This is a genomic window from Nostoc sp., from assembly GCF_036919615.1.
GTDB lineage: Bacteria > Cyanobacteriota > Cyanobacteriia > Cyanobacteriales > Nostocaceae > Nostoc.
This window is the reverse complement of the sequence record NZ_JBALCN010000019.1, coordinates 1-20,873: the sequence shown is the minus strand read 5'-3', so window position 1 is coordinate 20,873 and position 20,873 is coordinate 1. Positions and strand designations below refer to the sequence as shown.

Below are 20,873 nucleotides of genomic sequence, written 5' to 3'. Positions count from 1 at the left end.
AAGGTAGATAGCAAGCGTTTCTCACCCTCTGATCATCCTTACCTTTCCAAGACTGTTTTTTATACAACTCCAAAATTTCTAATTCTGGTGAGAGGGGAAAGCCAAATTTTTCATGATAATGAGGAAACTCAAGTAAGAATAAGCATAAAGGTTTATTTTGATAAAAAGCTTGTAGCCACCCTTTCTCCCACCCCACTCTTCAGTACCTGCTCCCTGCTTGTTCAATCAGAAGGTAATTCTGGGAAAGCTTAACTTGTAAGAGCGAGAGCTTTTGCCAGAAGGAACTAGAATTAGGAAACACCTAGCTGGGTTCTTCTGACTTTTGAAATTAGGAGTGCATGTGTGCCAAAATCCCCTAAATATTTGCTGATTGGATCAACCGAGACTTACAGCGGTAAATCTGCAACTGTTCTGGGTTTGTCTTATCAGCTACAGCAAAAAGGATTGGATATTACCTACGGTAAACCGCTCGGTACGTGCTTGAATTTGTCTAGTGGAACCGTAATTGAGGAAGATGTCCAGTTCATCGCTCTTAGCCTCAACTTGCCGGAAAACCGTGTTGCACCTACAATGCTGGCTTTGGATGAACTAAATGTGCAAAAGCGCTTGCGGGGGGAAGACAAAACTGATTATCAACAGTCCCTAATACAGCAATATTTGCAAATGTCCCAAGGAGATTTGGTGTTACTGGAGGGGCCTGGTGATTTGTCCGAAGGCAATTTGTTTGACTTGTCTTTGCTGCAAATGGCTGAAGTATTGGATGCTGCTGTGCTGTTAGTAACCCGCTATAAATCGTTGCTTTCAATTGAGGCGCTATTGGCTGCGAAACAGCGTATGGGCGATCGCTTGATTGGAGTTGTGATTAATGATATCCCACTCACCCAACTAGAAGCGGTTGACACTCTCTTGCGCCCATTTTTGGAACAGCAGGGGATTCCGGTGCTAGCAATGCTGCCAAACAACGATTTGCTCCGCAGTGTCAGTGTTGGCGAACTAGTCAAGCAGTTAAAGGCTGATGTTCTCTGTCGCAACGATCGCCTAGATTTGTTGGTGGAAAGTCTGGCAATTGGAGCGATGAATGTCAACTCTGCTGTCAAGTATTTCCGCAAACGCCGGAATATGGCAGTGGTAACAGGAGGCGATCGTGTGGAAATTCAGCAAGCTGCTTTGGAAACTTCTACCCAATGTTTAATTCTCACCGGGCAACTACCACCCCCGCCATTCATTCTCAGTCGTGCTGAAGAACTAGAAATCCCGATTTTATCTGTTGACTTAGACACCCTCACCACTGTAGAAATTGTTGACCGCACTTTCGGGCAAGTCCGCCTCCACGAGCCGATTAAGGTTCAGTGCATTCGCCAGTTAATGTCTGAGCATTTTGATATTGACCGCCTGTTATCTAAACTGGGTTTAACTCCCGCGGCAGCATTGTCTTAGGCTGATCAACTCAAACAATTCAACAGGATCAATGCTCAGTCATCAGTTAGAGGGCTGTGTTATTGGCGAAGGCACAGCTGGCTCGCTGTCACCTCCCAGGCGACGGCGTGCTGTCTCCCTCCGCCCCATAGGTGGGACGTGCTTAGTTGCAGCAGCTAATCCAAACACAGGCATATTCCCGTAAACCGCCTCATATCTTCCCGGTTCGATTAAATAAGTTTCGTGCCAAATGCCGACATTGCCATCAGCACCAATGGCTTGATTAAACCTTTGCCAAGCTTTTAGATGTGCATCAGCTGGATTTCTGGCAAAACGCTCTAAATCTTCAAACGATCGCCAATACTGAATCAGTCCCACCCCTCGCCAGTAAACAAAAGTTTCTCCCCCTAAAAACCCTTTTTCGGGATTATGGTAAAGGCTTCGTAGCATGGGCGACATCGCTGTTGCAGTCGGAATCCATTTGGAGAAAGCGAGTAATTTATTAATTCGCATCCCAATCAAAAACACAACAAAGGGTTCATTAATCTCGGCTGTAAATCTTCCTGGTATTACTTGAGGCATTTATTACTACTCAATGTTGTTTCAGTTTAATATGCAACTAATTGCATATTAATATTTTTATGCAATTAGTTGCATATGTCAAGTAGTGAATTAAAAATTATGGCATTAGCGCACGCAATATTAGCTGCTCTGGTTGACGCGCCTTGTAGTGGGTATGATTTAGCAAAACGATTCGATGGCTCTGTAGGCTTTTTCTGGTCAGCAAGTCACCAGCAGATTTATCGGGAGTTGTCGAAGCTAGAAGATCAAGGATGGATCAGTTCCGAGTCGATTGTCCAAGCAGGACGTCCAGATAAAAAGCTCTACAGGGTTACAGATTTGGGAGAACAGCAGATCAAAGAGTGGATTGTTCAACCTTGTGAACCCACACCGATTAAAGATGATTTGCTTGTTAAAATTTTTGCTGGCCATATTGCTTCTAACCAGATGATCTTGGCAGAGCTAGAGCGTCACCAAAAAGCCCACTTAAAAAAATTATCTACGTACAAGGATTTAGAACAAGAATGCTTTCAGAATCCGCAAGAACTCCCAGAATCAGCAAAATTTCAGTATTTGACTCTCCTAAATGGCATTACTTATGAAACACATTGGCTGGCTTGGTGTGACCAAGTAATCCAAACAATCGAAAAATTGTAGCAAAGTCTAACTCAGGTTTGCCTCGTACCTACACGCTGTTTGGTAAAATATCTGGGTCGTTTAATCGGATTATGTCCATCTTTGAGCCAATCAACAGACCTTATTAACCTCGATACATTAGCGCAGGAACTGGCAACAATCCAGCAAACGGGTTCTAAAAGAATTGCCTTGCTGGGTTCTCGTCACGTCCCAATTACGCATCAGAATCTTATTGAAATGATGACATATGCCCTAGTTTTATCGGGTAATCGCATCATTACTTCTGGTGCTACAGGTACAAATTCAGCTGCCATCAAGGGAGCAACACGGGCTGATCCGAATTTGTTAACAGTGATTCTACCCCAAAGCCTGGAACGCCAGCCTTTAGAATCGCGCCAGCAACTAGAACAGGTAATGCATCTAGTGGAAAATTCCAGTAATGATAATCTGTCCCTTGCCGAAGCTAGTTACCTATGCAACAAGGAAATTGTCTCTCGTTGCCAGCAACTGATCTGCTTTGCATTTCATGACAGTGGCACTCTGTTGCAAACTTGTCAAGATGCAGAAGAACAAAGAAAAGTAGTGACCCTCTTCTACTTTGATTAGTCATTTGTCATTTGTCTTTTGTCATTTGTTCTTTATATTTGACTAATGACTGATGACTGATGACTGATGACTGATGACTAATAACCAATGACTAATAAGTAATGATAATTTTTTGTACTCGATCGCTGCTGCTGCCGTTCTGATTTACCTACCATTTTTGGTGGTAGCTTATGCCAGTATGCGGATTGGGTATGAAATGTTTTCTACTCCTTGTGCTATGTTTGATAAATTCCCACCATACGCCCAACGAGCTACTTGGGCGCATCAGAACACCTTTGAAGCGTTTATGTTGTTTGCGGCAGCTGCATTGATGGCATACGTAACTTGTGTAAATTCTTCTACAGCACAAGTGGCTGCGATCGCCTTTGTGGTGGCGCGTTTGCTATACTCAATTTTTTATATTTTGAATATACCCTTTTGCGTTAGCATAGCTCCTCTGAAAGAGGCTCACTGATGTTTGGCATTGGCTCCGTTGGCTCTGCCACTCTCATCTTCTTGAGCATCATCCAAGTTACTAATTAAGTGGGTAGTTGAGACTGGGAAGTGGGAAAAAGTTTTCCCAATACCCAATCCAAAATCCAAAATCTAAAATCCAAAATGTTTTATGGCTTCTACTTTTTCCTTTGACATTGTGAGCGACTTTGATCGACAAGAATTGGTTAACGCTGTCGATCAAGTTATCCGAGACATCAAAGGTCGTTACGACCTCAAAGACACTCAAACTACTGTCGAGTTAGTCGAAGAAAGCATTAACGTTAGTACTGATAGCGAGTTTACCTTAGATTCTGTACACACCATCCTGCGAGAAAAAGCCGCCAAGCGTAACCTCTCCCAAAAAATCTTTGATTTTGGCAAGGTTGAATCAGCTAGTGGTAATCGCGTCCGTCAAGAAATTAAACTCAAAAAAGGCATCAGTCAAGAAATCGCCAAACAAATTTCCAAATTGATTCGCGACGAATTCAAAAAGGTACAAGCTTCAATCCAAGGGGATGTTGTGCGGGTTTCTGCCAAATCTAAAGATGACCTACAAGTAGTCATGCAGCGGCTGAAACAAGAAGACTACCCGTTGGCTTTGCAATTTACAAATTATCGTTAAAAGATTTACATGGTGGGCAGTGCCCACCCAAAATAAGTTTTGTGAATATTTTTTGTTTGGATATAATGCACGATAGTTAACTTAACGCTAAAAGGGCGGTTAGAAACCGCGTCTACACGAGGCTTTACCCGCCCGCGTAGGTTAAATTCTCTTAGGCTACCCTGCGGGAAGCCGCTTTGTGTCTATGTTTGTGTAGCTGCGAATTCCATTCGCCGAGGCTTAAGTTGACTACAATCAAGCCCCTTTGCCAATACTTTTTTGAAATGCTGGACGCTCAGATAACTCCTTCATATAGTTCAACACCGCTGGGTAGGAGCTGAGGTCTAGCTTCAGCATGATGGGAATGTAATTCAGAACAGACCCTACTGCCACATCAGCAACAGTAAACTCATTACCCAGCAAAAAAGGTTGTTTACTAAAAATTTCATTTAATGGAGTCAACAAGCGGGGTATTTCCCGCTCCCGACTTGCTTCTACAAAAATTCCTGGACCAAGGGTAGCATTGGCAAACAACACCCATTGGGAAAATACAGCACGTTCTTGAAGTGAAAGTGAAATTTTAGCATATTTATCAGCAAGATACAGCAAAATTGCCCCAGATTCCCAAAGTTGAAAATCCTCATCAACAATTGCTGGAACTTTACCAACTGGGTTAATTGCTAAATATGCAGGCTGGAGATGTTCACCCGCCTGCATATCGAGCTTGACAAATTCGTAGGGAACTCCTAGTTCCTCTAAATACCAGTGAACAATTGACGCTCGACTCCGAGCACCGCCGTAAAGTTTGAGCATAATTACTTAAAGAACTTTGTGAGTGTGAGAATGCTGTTTAATATTGTCTTCTTTAGTGACAACTCTAGCGGCATTTAATACTCGCTTGCGCTCAATGGAATACTTAAATTCAGTGTAGTTTGTACCTAAGGGAATCAAGGATTTTGCAGATTCACGACGCTTGTAGGTACGAGCTGCTGCAAATGCCCGTGGCAGAAATTCCTCTCCAAACTGAGCGGACTCTGGGAAGCCATCTGGCAACAGTTGTGAATCGCCATCCAGCACAGATCCCAAAGTTGTTGCATGAGCCAGCTTATAGGAGGTAGGGATGCCCTTTAAAAGCGCTTCCAAAGCCGCAGAGGGAATCGGTTCTATTACTTCGATTTGATAAACTTCTCCATCTTCTTTGACGAAGCAAGTTGCCAAGCCGATAACAATGTAATCATCGGTTGTTAAATCAGGGGCATTGGGATAGGAAATTGCGGTTGTCATCGGAAAATTTCTCAAAACTTAAAAATTAAATCCAGAGACTGAGCATCGGGACATGGGGCACTTGTACCGAGCGTACCCCTACGGGGAAGCAAGCTACGCGCAGCGTCTCGTAGAGAAGTCGAGGTAAGCCGTAAAGCCTGCGGCATAGCTACGCTTAGGGCGCAGCCTCTCTAAGAGAAGTATTGGGCATGGGGCATGGGGCATTGTTATTCTTCCCCCGCTCCCTGCTCCCTGCTCTCTTGCTTCTTCCGAGTCCCCGTGTCTTCTTTCCAATCTCTAATCAACGGCTTGTTGGCATTCTACCAATTTGTCGCTCTTACTACTTGACTAGTCTTTGAAATTGACAGCTGCTATTTCTGGAATTCACCTTGGGGATGAAGTATTCATGATTAGGTTTGAGGAGCAATTGTTTATTTAGGGCATAGATTTGTCTTATGCGACTAGGTTAAGTTCTCTCTTGAGATAGCTTTAATGTAACCCTAAATACTTTACAAATAGACATAGTGGTAAAACTACCAGCAGGCAAAAACTAGAATTTGATTCCACAAAGCACGGTTATAATCTAAGTAAAGATGAATATTCACTCATTTTTAGCTGACGGTGACCAGCAAAGTGACCAATATAAATTTGTTCTAAATATTACACATAAAGCCCAAAAACATCGGAAAAATGACAGTGGCGGATCTGCTTTCGGGGACAGCTACTTACGCTCTTGTGCTTTGAGGTCGGCTCAACAAGGAGAATATACTGAGGCGATCGCAACCTTAACCCAACTAATTTCCCGCCATCCGCACAATGCTGTTGATTACAACAACCGAGGGCTAATTTATTTCCAAAGTGGTGAAAGGCAAAAAGCGCTTGACAACTATAACACCGCCCTCAAACTTAATCCTTATTTAGCTAGTGCTTATAATAATCGGGCAAATTACTACGCTGCTTGTGGAGAATTAGCAGCAGCACTTGCCGACTACGATCAAGCGATTGATTTGAATCCTCGCCATGTCCGGGCATGGATTAACCGAGGCATTACCTGGCGTGACTTGGGGCAATATGAGGAGGCAATTGAGAATTTTGAGGTAGCACTGCTTTTCGGTCAACTAGAAGGTCATATCTGGGCTGAACGCGGTAGGACTTACCATCTTTGGGGCGACTGGAATTGTGCGATCGCTGATTATCGTCGTGCCCTCACTCAACTGCCCTCTATCGACAATAGTAAGGATATTACTGGTTGTCGCTTGCGTTTACAACTCGAAAATTGGCTAAACGAGTTGCTATCTAAATCAGCGTCCTAATTGGTAGATTAGTTATTCTGGAGGATTCAAAATTCAAAATAATTGATTAAATTTTGAATTGGAGTTTAGTGACACTGTATCGCTAATGACTAATAGATGATAACTATATAGCTATGCAAAAATTAGCTATTAACCATTATTTATTAGCAATAATATAAATTAACACCCGGTTTATCCGTAGCCTGAATCACAAGAAACCTGAATAATCCCAAATTCGCGATTTGTCTTAGGGTGATGACTCAGTTTGTTCATCTTCGCGACGATCTTGATTCATCAACACGACCCGACGCTGGCTGGGATCAAATCGGTATCCTTGTTCTTGCATAATAGTTTTAGTTTGCTGAGGATCGAAGTTACGGCCAAATTCCGCCTGCAAAAGATTGACATGTCCTTCCATCAGCTTGACTTCAGTACTAATTTCTCGCAACTTTTGTTGCTGTAACCAATGATAAGGCAAAAGTTGTGCTAAAGCAGATGCTGCAACGGCTGTAATGGCTAAATTAACTGCTATTTTGGCTGTGCTTTCCAGTGCCATCACCTGGTAAGAACGTTGACGAAGATGCCGCTTTGGTCGAGGAGTGACCCGGCGTTTTTGTATAGGTTGTAACGGTGGTTTGGAGGGTTGAATCGCGTTCATGATGCTAAAAAATAACCTCGCTTAGTGAAGGGAAGCACTGTAAAAGCCCTCTGGCGCTAATTACTGCTTGATTTAGCTGTCATATTACTTCATTTTTTTGAAATAGCTACAAGTGTTGCACCAGTTAAAAAATAACCTGGCTTACGTAAGTGCAAGATTTCTAGCTACCGATGGCATAAAGCCATAAGCGTCTGGAAATTGTACCCCGTACTGCCAGGATTATTAGCTTTTTAACTGTGTCACACGTAGCGTTATTTGTAAAGTTCTGTGGCTAATCGCCAAGCTAGAACTCCTGGGATCAACGCCACAACTAGAGCGATGTAGACTTGAGTATCTGAGATGGAAGATATCTGAGCAATGTACAGAGTATCTAAGATAGGCATGGCTGAAAACCTCCTAACCTGAATAGATTTTGAACAGTTCGTTTACTACTTTTCCTTGTTTTGCCAAGATTGGGGAATATCTTGTTACAAGATGCAACAAAAGCAGTTATTGGTCAGTAGTAGTTAGTGATTCGACCTGAGAAAAATTTATAAAAATATGAATTTGTATTTGGGTATCGACTTCGGCACATCTGGCGCCCGCGGTGTGGTGATTGACGAGGAAGCTTCTTCTATCCAGGCACAGGTGCGATATCCCTTCCAGGATTCACCAGCCCATGTTATGCCAATAATTTGGCAAGAGGCTTTGTTTGTGCTGGTGGAACAAATACCTGACCAATTGCGGCGAGAAATTAAAGCGATCGCAATTAATGGTACTTCTTCCACCGTCTTACTGGTCGATGCTGGCGGTAATCCAACAGATGCACCATTGCTGTACAACGATGCGCGGGGATCATTGGTACTAGAGCATTTGAGGAGCATAGCACCCCCCAATCATACCGTGTTGAGTGCCACCTCTAGCCTAGCCAAACTTTTGTGGATGAGGCAATTACCCTCTTTTAGTGAAGCTAGATATTTCCTGCATCAAGCAGATTGGCTGGGGTTTCTCCTACATGGACAGTTGGGGATTAGCGATTACCACAATGCTTTAAAGCTGGGTTATGACGTAGAAAAGTTGAAATACCCAGAATGGCTAGAAAAGCTGCAAATACCGATACAGCTACCTAAAGTTTTAACTCCTGGGACTCCAATTGCAAAATTGCGTCCTGAAATTGCCGATAAGTTCGGTTTCCGCCGTGATTGTTTGGTATGTGCTGGTACAACTGATAGTATTGCCGCTTTTCTCGCCAGTGGGGCAAAATTACCTGGTGAAGCCGTGACTTCCCTTGGTTCAACCTTGGTACTAAAGTTATTAAGTCGTACCCGTGTAGAGGATGCGCGATATGGGCTTTACAGCCATCGTCTGGGGGATTTGTGGCTGACTGGTGGTGCTTCTAATACTGGGGGTGCAGTACTTAAGGAATTTTTCACAAACGCTGAGTTAGAAAGCCTTAGCCGGGAGATTGATGCATCAATTGCCAGCGAGTTAGATTATTATCCGTTGTTGAAGGTAGGCGATCGCTTTCCGATTAATGATCCCAATCTACCCCCACGTTTGTCACCACGCCCAAATAACCCAGTAGAATTTCTGCATGGGTTGTTAGAAAGTATTGCCCGCATAGAAGCACGAGGGTATGAATTATTACAAAAAATGGGCGCAGACAAGTTGACCCGTGTTTATACTGCTGGCGGTGGCGCAGCGAATGACACTTGGACTACGATTAGGACGCGTTATTTGCAAGTTCCTGTAGTAGCGTCAGTGTACACGGAAGCTGCTTACGGGACGGCGCTATTGGCGATGGGGGAAGGAAGAAGGAGTGAACAAGAGTAATTGTGTAACTATCTTTTCGTAGATATCTTGTAAATCAGTATCTATCCCAGTGACAATCGACATATCTAGGCCGATACTGGGATGATTAGATACCGGACTATAGGATTCCAGGTTCATGATCTGGGCAGCTATTCGGGGATGGATGCTTCGCCACAAGCGAATGTCATCTATCCCCTTTACTAATTATCGGTGTGAGTTCTAAGGGAATATGGTTGGGTTAAGGCTAAAACAAACTCTTTATTTTTTTAACGAACCGCAGAGGCGCAGAGGGCACAGATAGAAGAAATGCTTAACTCAAGTGTATTGAGTTCTAAGGGGATTAGGAGAAAAGAAAAAGGTTTTTTAAGAAGGTTTGACCTGCGCGATCGAGATTATCATCTAGGGAAAAGGTGAGGCTGCGGACTCGGATTTGATCACTTGTAATATCTAGTGGCTGTGTCAAGTCTTTGGGGTATATCAAAAAGGCTTGCTTGCATTTTGTTGTGTTGGAGTAGCTGATCATTTGATAAATATCTGTATTTCCTCGCTGTTCTGAGGCTTTATACTTTGTATCCAAAACTGCTATTGTTTTGCCAGTAGCAGCATCACACAGTAATATATCTATACTGAAGTGCCGATTCTGACTAATTTCTATTTGATGTTGCTGTTTGAAAAAATAGCCTTGCGGCGTATTTTTCTTAAGCCATTCTGCAACAAACATCTCATATAAATGTGCCATATCGACAAGGAAGGGTAAGATTTTGTAATTTCCCCTTTCATGACTGGGACTACTATTTTCTAAAAAGAATCGACATAAATTATGTAATAGTTCATAGTCTGGATTGAGGCGATTATAGTATCTTGCGATACAATCTTCTGCACTACAAGGTTGCAGCGTTACTAATCCTTGTAGAGCATGATAAGCTTTTCGTACTGTTGATGATACTCTTTCTGAACATAAACTGCCACGACCAATTATATAAAGTGTCCATGCCAGAATTTGATTTTCTTTAATATCAGCCGTATGTTCTTTGTAATCGCATTTAAGTTTAACATTCCACGGCTTTTGAATTATCTGTCGCACATCTAGTCTTCCCCGCACATAAGAAAGCTGCTGTGTTTTAGGCAAGTAAGTACGATATAATCCTTTGCGGCATCGCTCTAAAACTTTATCGGCTAAGATATGAGCCAGATTATTGTAAAAATCCTCTAGAGATTCACAATCCATCAGCCCTTGGAGAAAGCGAAAACTTTTCAAATTGTAGGTATATTCCAGCATTCCAAAGAGGTTTTGGATAGGCACTTTCGGATTTATTTTTAGATGAAATTCAGGAGTTACAGGAATGTAACCTACCCATCCTTTAGCTTTCAGTTTCCAATATTCTCTCGTTTTATAGGTAGGAAATTCTATATCTACTTGTGTTTTGTATTTTTCATATAACTCGACTCCAGTTGAATAAGGTATTTTATCAAGCGAAAATAATTTATTTTCGTATTCTGTAATTTCAAGAATTATTGGTTGTACTGGGTTTATATCCATAGTTTATTTTGAATTTTATCCCAGCGAAACTCATCTACTTTTTTTAGCTGGTTAAAAAAGTACTCTTCTAAATATGGCTCAATTTCCATGCGCCATATATCTTCTATATCTTCACGTAGGTTGTCTGTTAAAAAGAATGAAATACCAATTTCGTAGTTTTTATCTGCGATCGCCTGATTTAATTGCTGTAAAATCTTAATTAATCCCTCTACTGCAAAACCTGTTTTCAGGTGATACCGTCGCAGCACATCATAGTTTGGGCGAATTTCAATAAATGCAAAGCGGCGACGTAGCGCATGGTCTATATTGGCAATAGACTTATCTGCTGTATTCATGGTGCCAATAATGCGGACATTTTTCGGGATGCGAAACATATTACCGCCAGCTAATAGAATTTCTCTATCTCGGTACTCAAGTAAGTACATTAATTCACCAAAAACTTGTGCGAGATTAGCACGGTTTATTTCATCGATAATTAAAACACAAGTTCCTTGATGATACTCTGCTTCTTTGCAGAATTTTAGAAAACTGCCTGGAAGCATAGGGTATGTTAGTTGTCCATCTTGGCTTTGAGGACGTATACCTTGAATGAAATCCTCATAAGAGTATGTGGGGTGAAATTGTACCAGTTCTGAGAAACCGTCACCACCACCTATTAAATGTTTTGCAAGGTGTTCAGCAATAAAAGTTTTTCCTGTTCCAGGCGAACCGTTTAAAATTACTTGTTTTTTGCGATTAATTGTACGTATCCACCGTTCTAAATCTGTTTCATAAAACCCAATTATTTCTGAACATTGCTTCAGAGAAAAGTTAGGCTTTATTTGATAAAAGGAAAAAAAAGCCACGAATTTATTAGTAGCATCTATAACTTCTTGAGATTGCTGATAATCTTTATTATTTGTGTATTTCATCCCTTGCATATCTACCTTATCTTCGTTATAAAAAATTTTATAATTGCAGTTTCATCTCTAATAAATTCATTAATTTGATTATAAAGTTCCTGTATTTCGCTTAAATTGATAATCTTATCCAAAAATATACTCTCACTAATTAGTTCAGCTTCTATTCTCTGCAACTCATATATATCTTTATCTACTTGGAACTGCTGATGGTTAATTTCCCTAACAGATTTAAATAGCATTGAGTCACTGTCTAGGCTATCCATCAGTACTTGTATTACTTGCTGTAAAGCATTATCGACAAAGTACACAAGTAGATTATTTGGTTCGGATTTCGGTAGTATAGGGCAGCGTAAAGCATTCACACAGTCGATTATGTATTCATAGTACTCATGAGTTATGTGAATACCTTTAAGCCACTCTCTGCTGTAATTATTAATATAGTATTCCCAATAATAATCATTAAAAAATTCTAGGTAAAAACTTACAATAGCAAAAAATCTTATAACTACTAGCAAAAGCTCACGTTTATTAGAATAATTTGCAAGTCCGGTGTAGACTATTATTTCCCATGCTTGCCAAATCAGTTCTAAAGCTTCCCATTCCTGCTTTGATCCTCCAGTCGCGATTCGGGAAGCGTAAGCTACATCACCCCAAGTAAGAATATTTTTTTGATTCATATCACAAATGATCTAAATAGCCAAATTTATTACTTTATAAAATTTAATACTTATTTATTAAGTATTAAGGCGATCGCAACAAACTTTCACTGGGGATATTAAGCGATCACAGTGATGGTAAAAGAACGCCAAATTGTGGGTTGAAAGTAACCGGATGCTGCGGCGCTACAGTGTAGAAGCTAATGACAGCAAGCGTAACACGGAGACAAAAAAGTGCAAATCACCAAGCGTAATGTTGAGTTAAGAGTAGATGGCAGTTTGATGCGTGTTTATGTTGCGGCTCCCAAAGCAGCAGGAAAATACCCTGGTATTGTCTTCTACAGTGATATTTATCAGTTAGGTGATCCAATGATTCGTCTAGCTAACTACTTAGCAGGATACGGCTATGTAGTAGCAGCGCCAGAAATTTTTCACCGAATTGAGCCAGTTGGTTTAGTAATTGAGCCAGACGATCTTGGACGGATGCGGGGTAATGACGATGCGCGTCGAACCTCAGTAGCTGATTATGATGCCGATTGCCTTGCTGTAATTGAATTTCTGAAAGGAGAGAGTGCAGTTTCTCCAAATCAAATAGGCACTCTCGGCTTTTGTATTGGTGGACATTTAGCTTTCCGCGCCGCATTTCAAAGCGAAATTCGGGCTTGTGTCTGCTGTTACCCTACTGGTATTCCCAGTGGTAAACTGGGTAAAGAGGTAGCCGATACAATCCAGCGGGTAAGTGAAATCAAAGGCGAGATGCTAATGGTGTTCGGTACTCTTGACCCTCATATACCAGAGAGCGATCGTCAAACTATAATCAGAGCAATTGAGAATGTTAACATACCTCATCAAGTCTTCTTGTATGAAGCAGAACATACATTCATGCGCGACGACGGTTATCGTTATGATTCTAGTGCTACCACCGCTGCTTGGTCTGAAATAGTAACTTTTTTGGGGCGCATATTTGCAGACTGAAAACTCCGATTATTGCTTTCTTCACTTAACAGTTAGTAGCCGGTTAATTTTGAGTTGTCTGCAACGCCAACAAACCAGCACCGTAAGCAGGTTCATACCTTGGAAAAATCACGTTTACTTCAGGAAACTTCTTAATAAGAGACGCTGCAAATCTCTTATGGAAGTTGGATCTACCCCGCCACACACTTCCCGTAGTGACTACTTCTAAAACGTCTCTGGGAATAAAAATTGCATCAATTACTATAGATGTAGCTTTTACTAACTCTTTTACAGCATCGTCAATTATACTATTCGCTACTTTGTCACCTGAAGCTGCTGCCAAATCTACAATTGGTGCTAAAGCCGCTATCTTTTTAACTCCCCATCCTCGCCGATATATTACTTCTATTAAATCTTCTATAGTTTCCAAATTAAGATGCTGTTTAAAACCCTCTACCAAACTTGTTGAGATATCCCGTCCATCATAAGATTTTAATGCTGCATTCATCCCAGCGATCGCAATTTTATAGGCGCTACCTTCATCTCCTAAAATATACCCCCAGCCACCAACTCGCTTGCTATGTCCCTGATGATTTTGCCCGAAAACTATCGAACCAGTACCTACTGCAACCACAATTCCTACAGGCTGACCAATTCCACCAACTAAAGCAATTAAAGCATCATTACAAATTACAAGATTCGCTGGCTGTAATGCCCAATTAATAGGCAAGAATTTGTTATTCTGTAACTCTTTAACTAAACCTTTTACTACTTCGATATCTGCTGCACGACCTACACCTGCTAAACCCAGGCATATCGCTGCAATATTCACGGTATTTGTAATTATTGCTGTTTCAACAGCATTATAAATTGCTGATTGAATAGATTGGAGAGTGGCTTCAATACCTATACTCTGATAATTAGATGGGCCTGCTTCACCACGACCTAGTACTTGATGTAAATCATCCATCAAGACACAAACAGTCTTGCTACCGCCGCCATCTATTCCTAAAACGTAACTCATGATCTGTAATAATATTAATTATTCTGACGCTTTGGTTCTTCTTTTAAAGGTATAAAAAACAGAGCAATCATCCCAGGAATGGTCAGCAAACAAACTAAGATAAAAAATAATGGATAACCAAATGCTTTTTGCAGATAACCGCTAATTAAACCTGGTAGCATCATGCCTAAAGCCATAATGCCAGTAGATATAGCAAAATGAGAAGTTTTATATTCACCTTGGCAAATATACATTAAGTAAACACTAAAAGCTGTAAATCCAAAACCATATCCAAATTGCTCCAAAGAAACCAAGGGATACACTAATGTTAGCGAAGGTTTTGTGTAAGCCATATATACATAAAAAACATCAGGTAAATTCAAAGCTAAAGCCATAGGGAATAGACATTTTTTTAATCCATATTTAGAAATTAGCAAACCTCCTAAAATTCCTCCAAAAATCAGGGAAATTACCCCAAATGTCCCGTAGACTAATCCAACATCTGATGTTGATAGCCCTAAGCCCCCTACTTGTGGTTTGTCCAATAAAAATAAAGAAGCTATCTTGACAAGCATTGCTTCACCAAATCTGTAGAGTAAGATAAATGCTAAAATAGCTATAATCTTCTCTTGAGCAAAATATGAGCTAATGATTGACCAAAAGGGTATATTTTCCCTAGCTTGTATTTGTCGTTGGTTATCTGACTCAGGTAAGGGTAAAAATAGGCGATGGGAAATAAACACGATTGCTAAAATAAAAGCTGAGAAGCCAATAGCTATAGTCCAGCTTAAAGGAATGTTGTTGAGAGATACTTCAAGCTGACCTGCTAAAACTACTAATATCCCAGAGCCAAAGATTACAGCAAGTCTATAAAACAGTGAGCGAATGCCGACAAAGAAGGCTTGTTGTTCAGGAGATAAAGCTAGCAGATAGAAACCATCTGTGGCAATGTCATAAGTTGCAGAAATAAAGGCTCCTATTGTTAATGTTGCGAGGGAGGTGAAAAAGAAATTTGGCAGTTGTAAGGAGAAGGCTATCAAACCCAAGCAGCAGAACATGGCAAATTGGGTGTAAAGTATCCATTTACGTTTGGTAGAGTAAATATCGACAATTGGGCCCCAAAACATTTTGATGACCCAAGGTAGATAGAGAAAACTTGTCCATAATGCGATTTGAGTATTATCTATTCCGAGTTTTTTGTAAAAGATCACGGAAACTGTGTTGATGATGACGTAGGGTATGCCGGAGGTAAAATATAGGGTGGGGATGAATGTCCAAGGGGAGGTTGTTTGATTTTTCATGGGTTTGGGTTAACGAACCGCAGAGGCGCAGAGGACGCAGAGAGATTAAGAGAGGATGATGCGTTTGATGCCGTCTTTGAGGAGGGGGACGTTAAAGTTGATGAGGAGGGCTAGGGGGTAATTAGTCATTTTAAGGTAGGAGAGGACTTGAGCTTCGTGGATTGGGGCTAAATTTTGGACAGCTTTTAATTTCACAATTAGACAATTGGCAACCAGAAAATCTAATCTACCCTTACCAACTTCATGTCCTTTGTAATTTACTGTTACTGACTTCTCAACCACATGAGGTATCCCGCACCTGAAAAATTCTATAATTAGCGCCTCCTTATAGACCTCCTCCAAAAACCCTGGCCCCAACACCCGATGCACCTCAATCGCCGCCCCAATTACCTTACCTGTAAGCTGATTCATCTCCTCTCCTAACTCTCTTCCCTCCGCGTTCTCTGCGCCTCTGCGGTTCGTTTCTATATAAACCCTCTCCAACCCTATGGCAAAATTTATTAGAGTCCTTCCATACCTAGTTTTCCCCGCATGACCGCAACCATTCCCAATCTCCCCAGTCTCTACGACCCCTTTTCCACCGAAGCCAAGTGGCAAAAATTCTGGGAAGACAACCAAGTTTACAAAGCTGACCCCAACAAAGGCGGCGAACCCTACTGCATCGTCATCCCGCCGCCTAATGTCACCGGCAGTTTGCACATGGGTCACGCTTTTGAAAGTGCGTTGATTGATACCCTCGTGCGCTACCACCGGATGCAAGGGCGCAATACCCTGTGGCTCCCCGGAACTGACCACGCCAGCATTGCTGTGCATAGTATGCTGGAAAAGCAACTCAAGACAGAGGGAAAAACTCGCTACGAGTTGGGGCGCGAGAAATTCTTAGAACGCGCTTGGCAATGGAAGGCGGAGTCTGAGGGAACGATTCTGAATCAGCTGCGACGCTTGGGTGTCTCGGTGGACTGGTCACGGGAAAGGTTTACCCTGGATGAGGGTTTATCTAAAGCTGTTGTCGAGGCGTTTACTCGCCTCTACGAGGAAGGCTTAATTTATCGTGGTGAATATTTAGTTAACTGGTGTCCAGCTTCTCAGTCGGCTGTGTCTGACGTGGAAGTGGAAAATCAAGAGGTTAATGGAAATCTTTGGCACTTCCGTTATCCCCTCACTGATGGTTCTGGTTATGTGGAAGTGGCGACAACTAGACCAGAAACGATGCTGGGCGATACGGCAGTAGCGGTTAATCCCAATGACGATCGCTACAAACATCTCATTGGCAAAACTGTAACTCTGCCAATTCTACAACGAGAAATTCCGATCATTGGCGATGAATATGTTGACCCTACTTTCGGCACGGGTTGCGTAAAGATAACTCCCGCCCATGACCCGAACGATTTTGACATGGGTAAGCGTCACAATCTGCCGTTAATCAACATTATGAATAAAGACGGCACTCTCAACGCCAATGTCGGGGAGTTTCAAGGACAAGACCGCTTTGTTGCTAGAAAAAATGTGGTTTCTCGCCTAGAAGCAGATGGCTTTTTGGTGAAGATAGAAGATTATAAGCATACCGTTCCCTACAGCGATCGCGGTAAAGTACCTATTGAACCCCTCCTCTCAACTCAGTGGTTTGTCAAAATTCGCCCCCTCGCTGACAACACTCTCGAATTCCTCGACCAGCAAACTTCTCCAGAGTTTGTCCCCCAACGCTGGACTAAGGTCTATCGTGATTGGCTAGTAAAACTCACCGATTGGTGTATCTCTCGCCAATTATGGTGGGGACACCAGATTCCTGCTTGGTACGCTGTCAGTGAAACGGATGGGCAAATTACCGATAACACGCCGTTTGTGGTGGCGAAATCGGAAACTGAAGCTTGGGAGAAAGGTAAGGCACAATTTGGCGAAAATGTCAAGCTAGAACAAGACCCAGATGTGCTAGATACTTGGTTTTCTTCTGGACTCTGGCCATTTTCGACTTTAGGCTGGCCGGAACAAACTCAAGATTTAGCGACTTACTACCCGACTACTACTTTGGTGACAGGCTTTGATATCATCTTTTTCTGGGTTGCCAGAATGACCATGCTGGCTGGGCATTTTACCGGACAAATGCCTTTCCAAACAGTTTACATCCACGGCTTGGTGTTGGATGAAAAAGGTCAAAAGATGTCAAAGAGCAAAGGTAATGGTATTGACCCGTTGTTATTAATTCACAAATATGGTACTGATGCCCTGCGCTACACCCTAATTAGGGAAGTGGCTGGTGCCGGTCAAGATATCCGGTTGGAGTACGATCGCAAAAAGGATGAATCAGCATCGGTGGAAGCATCCCGCAACTTTGCCAACAAGTTGTGGAATGCTGCCCGGTTTGTGATGATGAATTTGGATGGACAGACACCGCAACAATTGGGCAACCCAGTTGCGACCGAATTGAGCGATCGCTGGATTCTTTCGCGGTATCATCAAGTTGTCAAACAAACTACCAATTTCATCGACAACTACGGTTTAGGGGAAGCAGCTAAGGGACTGTACGAGTTTATTTGGGGCGATTTCTGCGATCAGTATATTGAACTGGTGAAATCCAGATTGCAAGCAGATGCCGATCCCGCATCGCGGCGAGTAGCACAACAAACTCTCGCCTACGTCCTGGAAGGGATTATGAAACTGCTTCATCCCTTGATGCCTCATATTACCGAGGAAATTTGGCAAACCCTCACCCAACAACCAGCAGATTCCCGGCAAACTTTACCATTACAAATCTATCCCCAGGTGGATGCAAACCTGATTAATCCAGCTTTAGAAGAACAATTTGAATTGCTGATTGCGACTATCCGCACAATTCGGAATTTGCGTGCTGAAGCGGATATTAAGCCAGGGGTAAAAGTGACAGCGAATTTGCAAACTGAAAGTCAGAAGGAGCGGGAAATTCTTACTGCTGGACAGTCTTATATTAAAGATTTGGCTAAGGTTGAGACTTTAAGCATTACTGACAAGCAAGAAAACCAAACTGTTGCTGCTAAAAAACCTCAGAAAGGTTTGAAGACAATTGGCTTAGTTATTTTAGCGATTTTCTTAGGTAGATTAGGTTTAGCTGTGGGGAATACCATTGATGACACTCCCATCATCGGTACTTTCTTTGAACTAGTTGGTTTTGGTTACACAGCTTGGTTTGTTAGCCAAAATTTACTGACTGCTCAAGCGAGACTTAGGTTATGGAGACAATTTTTCCCGCAGAGAGAATTAGAACAACCACAAGAAACAGAAAATGCGATCGCTGGTGTGATTGGTACAATACAAGTGCTAATTCCCCTCAGCGGCGTAGTGGATATTGAAGCTGTGCGTGCCAAGCTAGAGAAAAGCCTCAGTAAAGCAGAAGCAGAAGTTCAGTCTCTGAGCGCCAGATTAAACAATCCTAGTTTTGTGGATAGAGCTAGAGCAGACGTGGTACAGGGAGCGCGGGAGGCTTTAGCAGAAGCACAGAAGCAAACTGAAATTTTGCGCGATCGCCTGCGTGGCTTAGGATAACTGTAATGGGTAATGGGAATGTCAATAATTTCCAATTATCCATTACCAATTAATAAGATCCAAATATCAATTCTGGTACTTATTTTTTATTAAATTTTGTTTGAATTTTGAGAGAAGTCGGAGCGGAAAATGCGGTCTTCTCCCAAAGGGAGAGGTTAGCGCCTTCTCTACGAGAGGCTACGCCAACGCAAAGCGTCTCGTAGAGAAGGGGTCTCCCCAAGATGGAGCAACTTTCCCAGAGAGCAGCGGCTTCCGGCGTTGGCGCAGCCCGCCGCAGGCATCTGTATAGTCGACGCTGCGCGAACAGTGATTTTGAATTGGAGCGAAGCGACCCTCATGCTATATCTAGCCCAGGTGCGTAAAAACGATTTTTTAGACCAGCACCAGTTACGCTTATTAGCGCGTCAAGAAGCTGATAACTTGTGGGCGATAATTCCAGAAGAGGCTTTTATTCTGTTGGGAAAGGGAAAGATCATGAGTGAGAACTTGCTTGTTTTAGTAGAACTTTCTCCTACAGGCGACATTGAAAGACTAGAAGAGGCCACCAACTGGGTACTCCATCTAGTACAAAACTACCTTACCATCGGCATTACCCCAGAATTTTTGCAGCAGGAAGCTGAACGAGCAGAACATTGGCGACAATCCCTGACGTTGCAAAATCAAGACTTAGCGCGACGTTCTTTAGAATTGGAAGCTCGTCGTGAACAAATTCAAGCCTTAGAAGAAAGCCTCAAACGTGAGAAAAATGGTTATCCCCAAGAGGAAGAGGAAAGTTAAAAGTTTGCAATTGTATTGCCGCAATATTTGAGGCAGTAAAGGTTCGAGGATTATCCACTTTTCGTCTGTGAGGCTGCTAAAGTATGGCATAGCTGCTGGATACGACTTTTGCAGTAACTTTACTTTCACTCAGTAAAAGGTGTCAGATGGGTTTTATAATCTAATTAACATTTTAATGACTACTATATAACCCTCTTAATAAAAGGAGAAAAGTCAATGCCTTTTGATTTTAATGGTGATGGTAGAGATGACTTCATTCGCCAAGAAAAAGGTGCATATGCTATTGACAATATACTCACTGCTCAAGTCTATCTCTCTAATAGAGATGGCACCTTTATCAGCCAACTTTTGACTGATTCCACAATCCAGGACGGTGATTTTACTAATCTGATTGTCGCCGACTATAACGGCGATGGCAAAGATGACTTTATTCACCAAGTAAAATTTATAGACAATATCTTCAACAATCTCTTCGGTACGATCCTCCCTGCTCAAGTCTATCTCTCTAATGGAGATGGCACTTTTAGCAGCCAACTTTTGACTGATTCCACAATCGATAGCGGTGATTTAACTAATCTGATTGTGGGAGACTATAACGGCGATGGCAAAGATGACTTTATTCGCCAAGAAAAAGGTGCATATGCTGTTGATGATCTCCTGACTGCTCAAGTCTATCTCTCTAATGGAGACGGTACTTTTAGCAGCCAACTTTTGACTGATTTCACAATCGATAGCGGTGATTTAACTAATCTGATTGTGGGAGATTATAACGGCGATGGCAAAGATGACTTTATTCGCCAAGAAAAAGGTGCATATGCTGTTGATGATCTCCGTAAGGATTCAGGTAGCAGAGTCTTGACAAAGGTGACACTTGAGGAGGAGTATCACTTCTATGAACCAAAACCTGCCTCAAGAAGTAGACAGAG

Annotated in this window: 21 protein-coding genes and 1 pseudogene; 11 read left to right on the top strand and 11 right to left on the bottom strand. The window is 42.1% G+C overall.

The features are described 5' to 3' along the window. The first annotated feature begins 342 nt into the window (after positions 1-342). A complete protein-coding gene (locus tag V7K48_RS07195; protein ID WP_335070951.1) occupies positions 343-1,437 on the top strand; it encodes a phosphotransacetylase family protein in 1,095 nt (364 codons plus the stop codon). A gap of 42 nt (positions 1,438-1,479) precedes the next feature. Here the strand turns inward: V7K48_RS07195 and V7K48_RS07190 are convergent, their stop codons facing one another. Further along, on the bottom strand, positions 1,480-1,998 hold the full coding sequence (locus V7K48_RS07190) for a DUF4188 domain-containing protein (RefSeq protein WP_335070949.1): 519 nt from the start codon (positions 1,996-1,998) through the stop codon (positions 1,480-1,482). Positions 1,999-2,097: 99 nt separating this feature from the next. On the opposite strand from V7K48_RS07190, the gene V7K48_RS07185 reads away from it, so the two are divergent. From V7K48_RS07185 to V7K48_RS07170, 4 genes and pseudogenes are all read left to right on the top strand, one after another. After that, entirely contained in the window at positions 2,098-2,634 is a 537-nt protein-coding gene (locus tag V7K48_RS07185) for a PadR family transcriptional regulator (RefSeq protein WP_335070947.1), read from the top strand. A gap of 81 nt (positions 2,635-2,715) precedes the next feature. Beyond that, entirely contained in the window at positions 2,716-3,219 is a 504-nt protein-coding gene (locus V7K48_RS07180; protein ID WP_298919191.1) for a DNA recombination-mediator protein A, read from the top strand. Between the two features lie 94 nt (positions 3,220-3,313). Next, positions 3,314-3,741: pseudogene (locus V7K48_RS07175) on the top strand (MAPEG family protein). An 82-nt stretch (positions 3,742-3,823) separates the two neighbouring features. Beyond that, a complete protein-coding gene (locus V7K48_RS07170; RefSeq protein WP_335070945.1) occupies positions 3,824-4,315 on the top strand; it encodes a YajQ family cyclic di-GMP-binding protein in 492 nt (163 codons plus the stop codon). Positions 4,316-4,549: 234 nt separating this feature from the next. On the opposite strand, the gene V7K48_RS07165 is transcribed toward V7K48_RS07170, so the two are convergent. Next, entirely contained in the window at positions 4,550-5,107 is a 558-nt protein-coding gene (locus tag V7K48_RS07165; protein ID WP_335070943.1) for a glutathione S-transferase family protein, read from the bottom strand. 6 nt (positions 5,108-5,113) lie between these two features. After that, positions 5,114-5,578, bottom strand: coding sequence for a hypothetical protein (locus V7K48_RS07160; protein ID WP_335070941.1), 465 nt, complete (start codon positions 5,576-5,578; stop codon positions 5,114-5,116). A gap of 572 nt (positions 5,579-6,150) precedes the next feature. On the opposite strand from V7K48_RS07160, the gene V7K48_RS07155 reads away from it, so the two are divergent. Beyond that, on the top strand, positions 6,151-6,870 hold the full coding sequence (locus V7K48_RS07155; protein ID WP_335070939.1) for a tetratricopeptide repeat protein: 720 nt from the start codon (positions 6,151-6,153) through the stop codon (positions 6,868-6,870). A 226-nt stretch (positions 6,871-7,096) separates the two neighbouring features. On the opposite strand, the gene V7K48_RS07150 is transcribed toward V7K48_RS07155, so the two are convergent. Both V7K48_RS07150 and psaM read right to left on the bottom strand, forming a co-directional pair. Next, complete coding sequence (locus V7K48_RS07150) at positions 7,097-7,507, bottom strand: hypothetical protein (protein ID WP_335070937.1); 411 nt, start codon at positions 7,505-7,507, stop codon at positions 7,097-7,099. Positions 7,508-7,758: 251 nt separating this feature from the next. After that, positions 7,759-7,848 carry a photosystem I reaction center subunit XII gene (gene psaM, locus V7K48_RS07145; RefSeq protein ID WP_040630342.1) on the bottom strand — a complete coding sequence of 30 codons (90 nt, stop codon included), beginning with the start codon at positions 7,846-7,848 and terminating at the stop codon, positions 7,759-7,761. A gap of 199 nt (positions 7,849-8,047) precedes the next feature. Here psaM and V7K48_RS07140 point away from each other — a divergent pair, with 199 nt between their 5' ends. Further along, positions 8,048-9,319: an FGGY-family carbohydrate kinase gene (locus V7K48_RS07140; RefSeq protein WP_335070935.1), complete on the top strand. Its 1,272-nt coding sequence runs from the start codon at positions 8,048-8,050 to the stop codon at positions 9,317-9,319. A gap of 319 nt (positions 9,320-9,638) precedes the next feature. Here the strand turns inward: V7K48_RS07140 and V7K48_RS07135 are convergent, their stop codons facing one another. The 3 genes from V7K48_RS07135 to V7K48_RS07125 are packed head-to-tail and all read right to left on the bottom strand — an operon-like array spanning position 9,639 to position 12,417. After that, positions 9,639-10,838, bottom strand: a complete 1,200-nt coding sequence (locus V7K48_RS07135; RefSeq protein ID WP_335070933.1) for an McrC family protein — start codon at positions 10,836-10,838, stop codon at positions 9,639-9,641. Then, positions 10,829-11,749: an McrB family protein gene (locus tag V7K48_RS07130; protein WP_335070931.1), complete on the bottom strand. Its 921-nt coding sequence runs from the start codon at positions 11,747-11,749 to the stop codon at positions 10,829-10,831. Before V7K48_RS07130 ends, V7K48_RS07135 begins: the two co-directional genes overlap by 10 nt. Before the next feature lie 11 nt (positions 11,750-11,760). Beyond that, entirely contained in the window at positions 11,761-12,417 is a 657-nt protein-coding gene (locus V7K48_RS07125) for a hypothetical protein (RefSeq protein WP_335070929.1), read from the bottom strand. 213 nt (positions 12,418-12,630) lie between these two features. Between V7K48_RS07125 and V7K48_RS07120 the strand changes: the two genes are divergently transcribed. After that, positions 12,631-13,371, top strand: coding sequence for a dienelactone hydrolase family protein (locus tag V7K48_RS07120; RefSeq protein ID WP_335070927.1), 741 nt, complete (start codon positions 12,631-12,633; stop codon positions 13,369-13,371). 43 nt (positions 13,372-13,414) lie between these two features. Here V7K48_RS07120 and V7K48_RS07115 read toward each other — a convergent pair whose 3' ends face one another. Genes V7K48_RS07115 through V7K48_RS07105 form a run of 3 tightly spaced genes read right to left on the bottom strand, consistent with a single transcriptional unit; the run spans position 13,415 to position 16,122 of the window. Beyond that, complete coding sequence (locus tag V7K48_RS07115) at positions 13,415-14,374, bottom strand: N-acetylglucosamine kinase (RefSeq protein ID WP_335070924.1); 960 nt, start codon at positions 14,372-14,374, stop codon at positions 13,415-13,417. 14 nt (positions 14,375-14,388) lie between these two features. Then, positions 14,389-15,654 carry an MFS transporter gene (locus tag V7K48_RS07110; protein WP_335070922.1) on the bottom strand — a complete coding sequence of 422 codons (1,266 nt, stop codon included), beginning with the start codon at positions 15,652-15,654 and terminating at the stop codon, positions 14,389-14,391. Positions 15,655-15,699: 45 nt separating this feature from the next. Next, the gene (locus V7K48_RS07105) at positions 15,700-16,122 is read right to left on the bottom strand and encodes a GxxExxY protein (RefSeq protein ID WP_335070978.1); all 423 of its coding nucleotides are present in this window, start codon (positions 16,120-16,122) and stop codon (positions 15,700-15,702) included. A 63-nt stretch (positions 16,123-16,185) separates the two neighbouring features. On the opposite strand from V7K48_RS07105, the gene V7K48_RS07100 reads away from it, so the two are divergent. From V7K48_RS07100 to V7K48_RS07090, 3 genes are all read left to right on the top strand, one after another. Continuing rightward, positions 16,186-19,170 carry a valine--tRNA ligase gene (locus tag V7K48_RS07100; protein ID WP_335070920.1) on the top strand — a complete coding sequence of 995 codons (2,985 nt, stop codon included), beginning with the start codon at positions 16,186-16,188 and terminating at the stop codon, positions 19,168-19,170. 336 nt (positions 19,171-19,506) lie between these two features. Then, complete coding sequence (locus V7K48_RS07095) at positions 19,507-19,947, top strand: hypothetical protein (RefSeq protein ID WP_335070918.1); 441 nt, start codon at positions 19,507-19,509, stop codon at positions 19,945-19,947. Between the two features lie 216 nt (positions 19,948-20,163). Next, positions 20,164-20,873 (top strand): FG-GAP repeat domain-containing protein (locus V7K48_RS07090; RefSeq protein WP_335070915.1); only part of this gene is annotated, 710 nt, incomplete at its 3' end.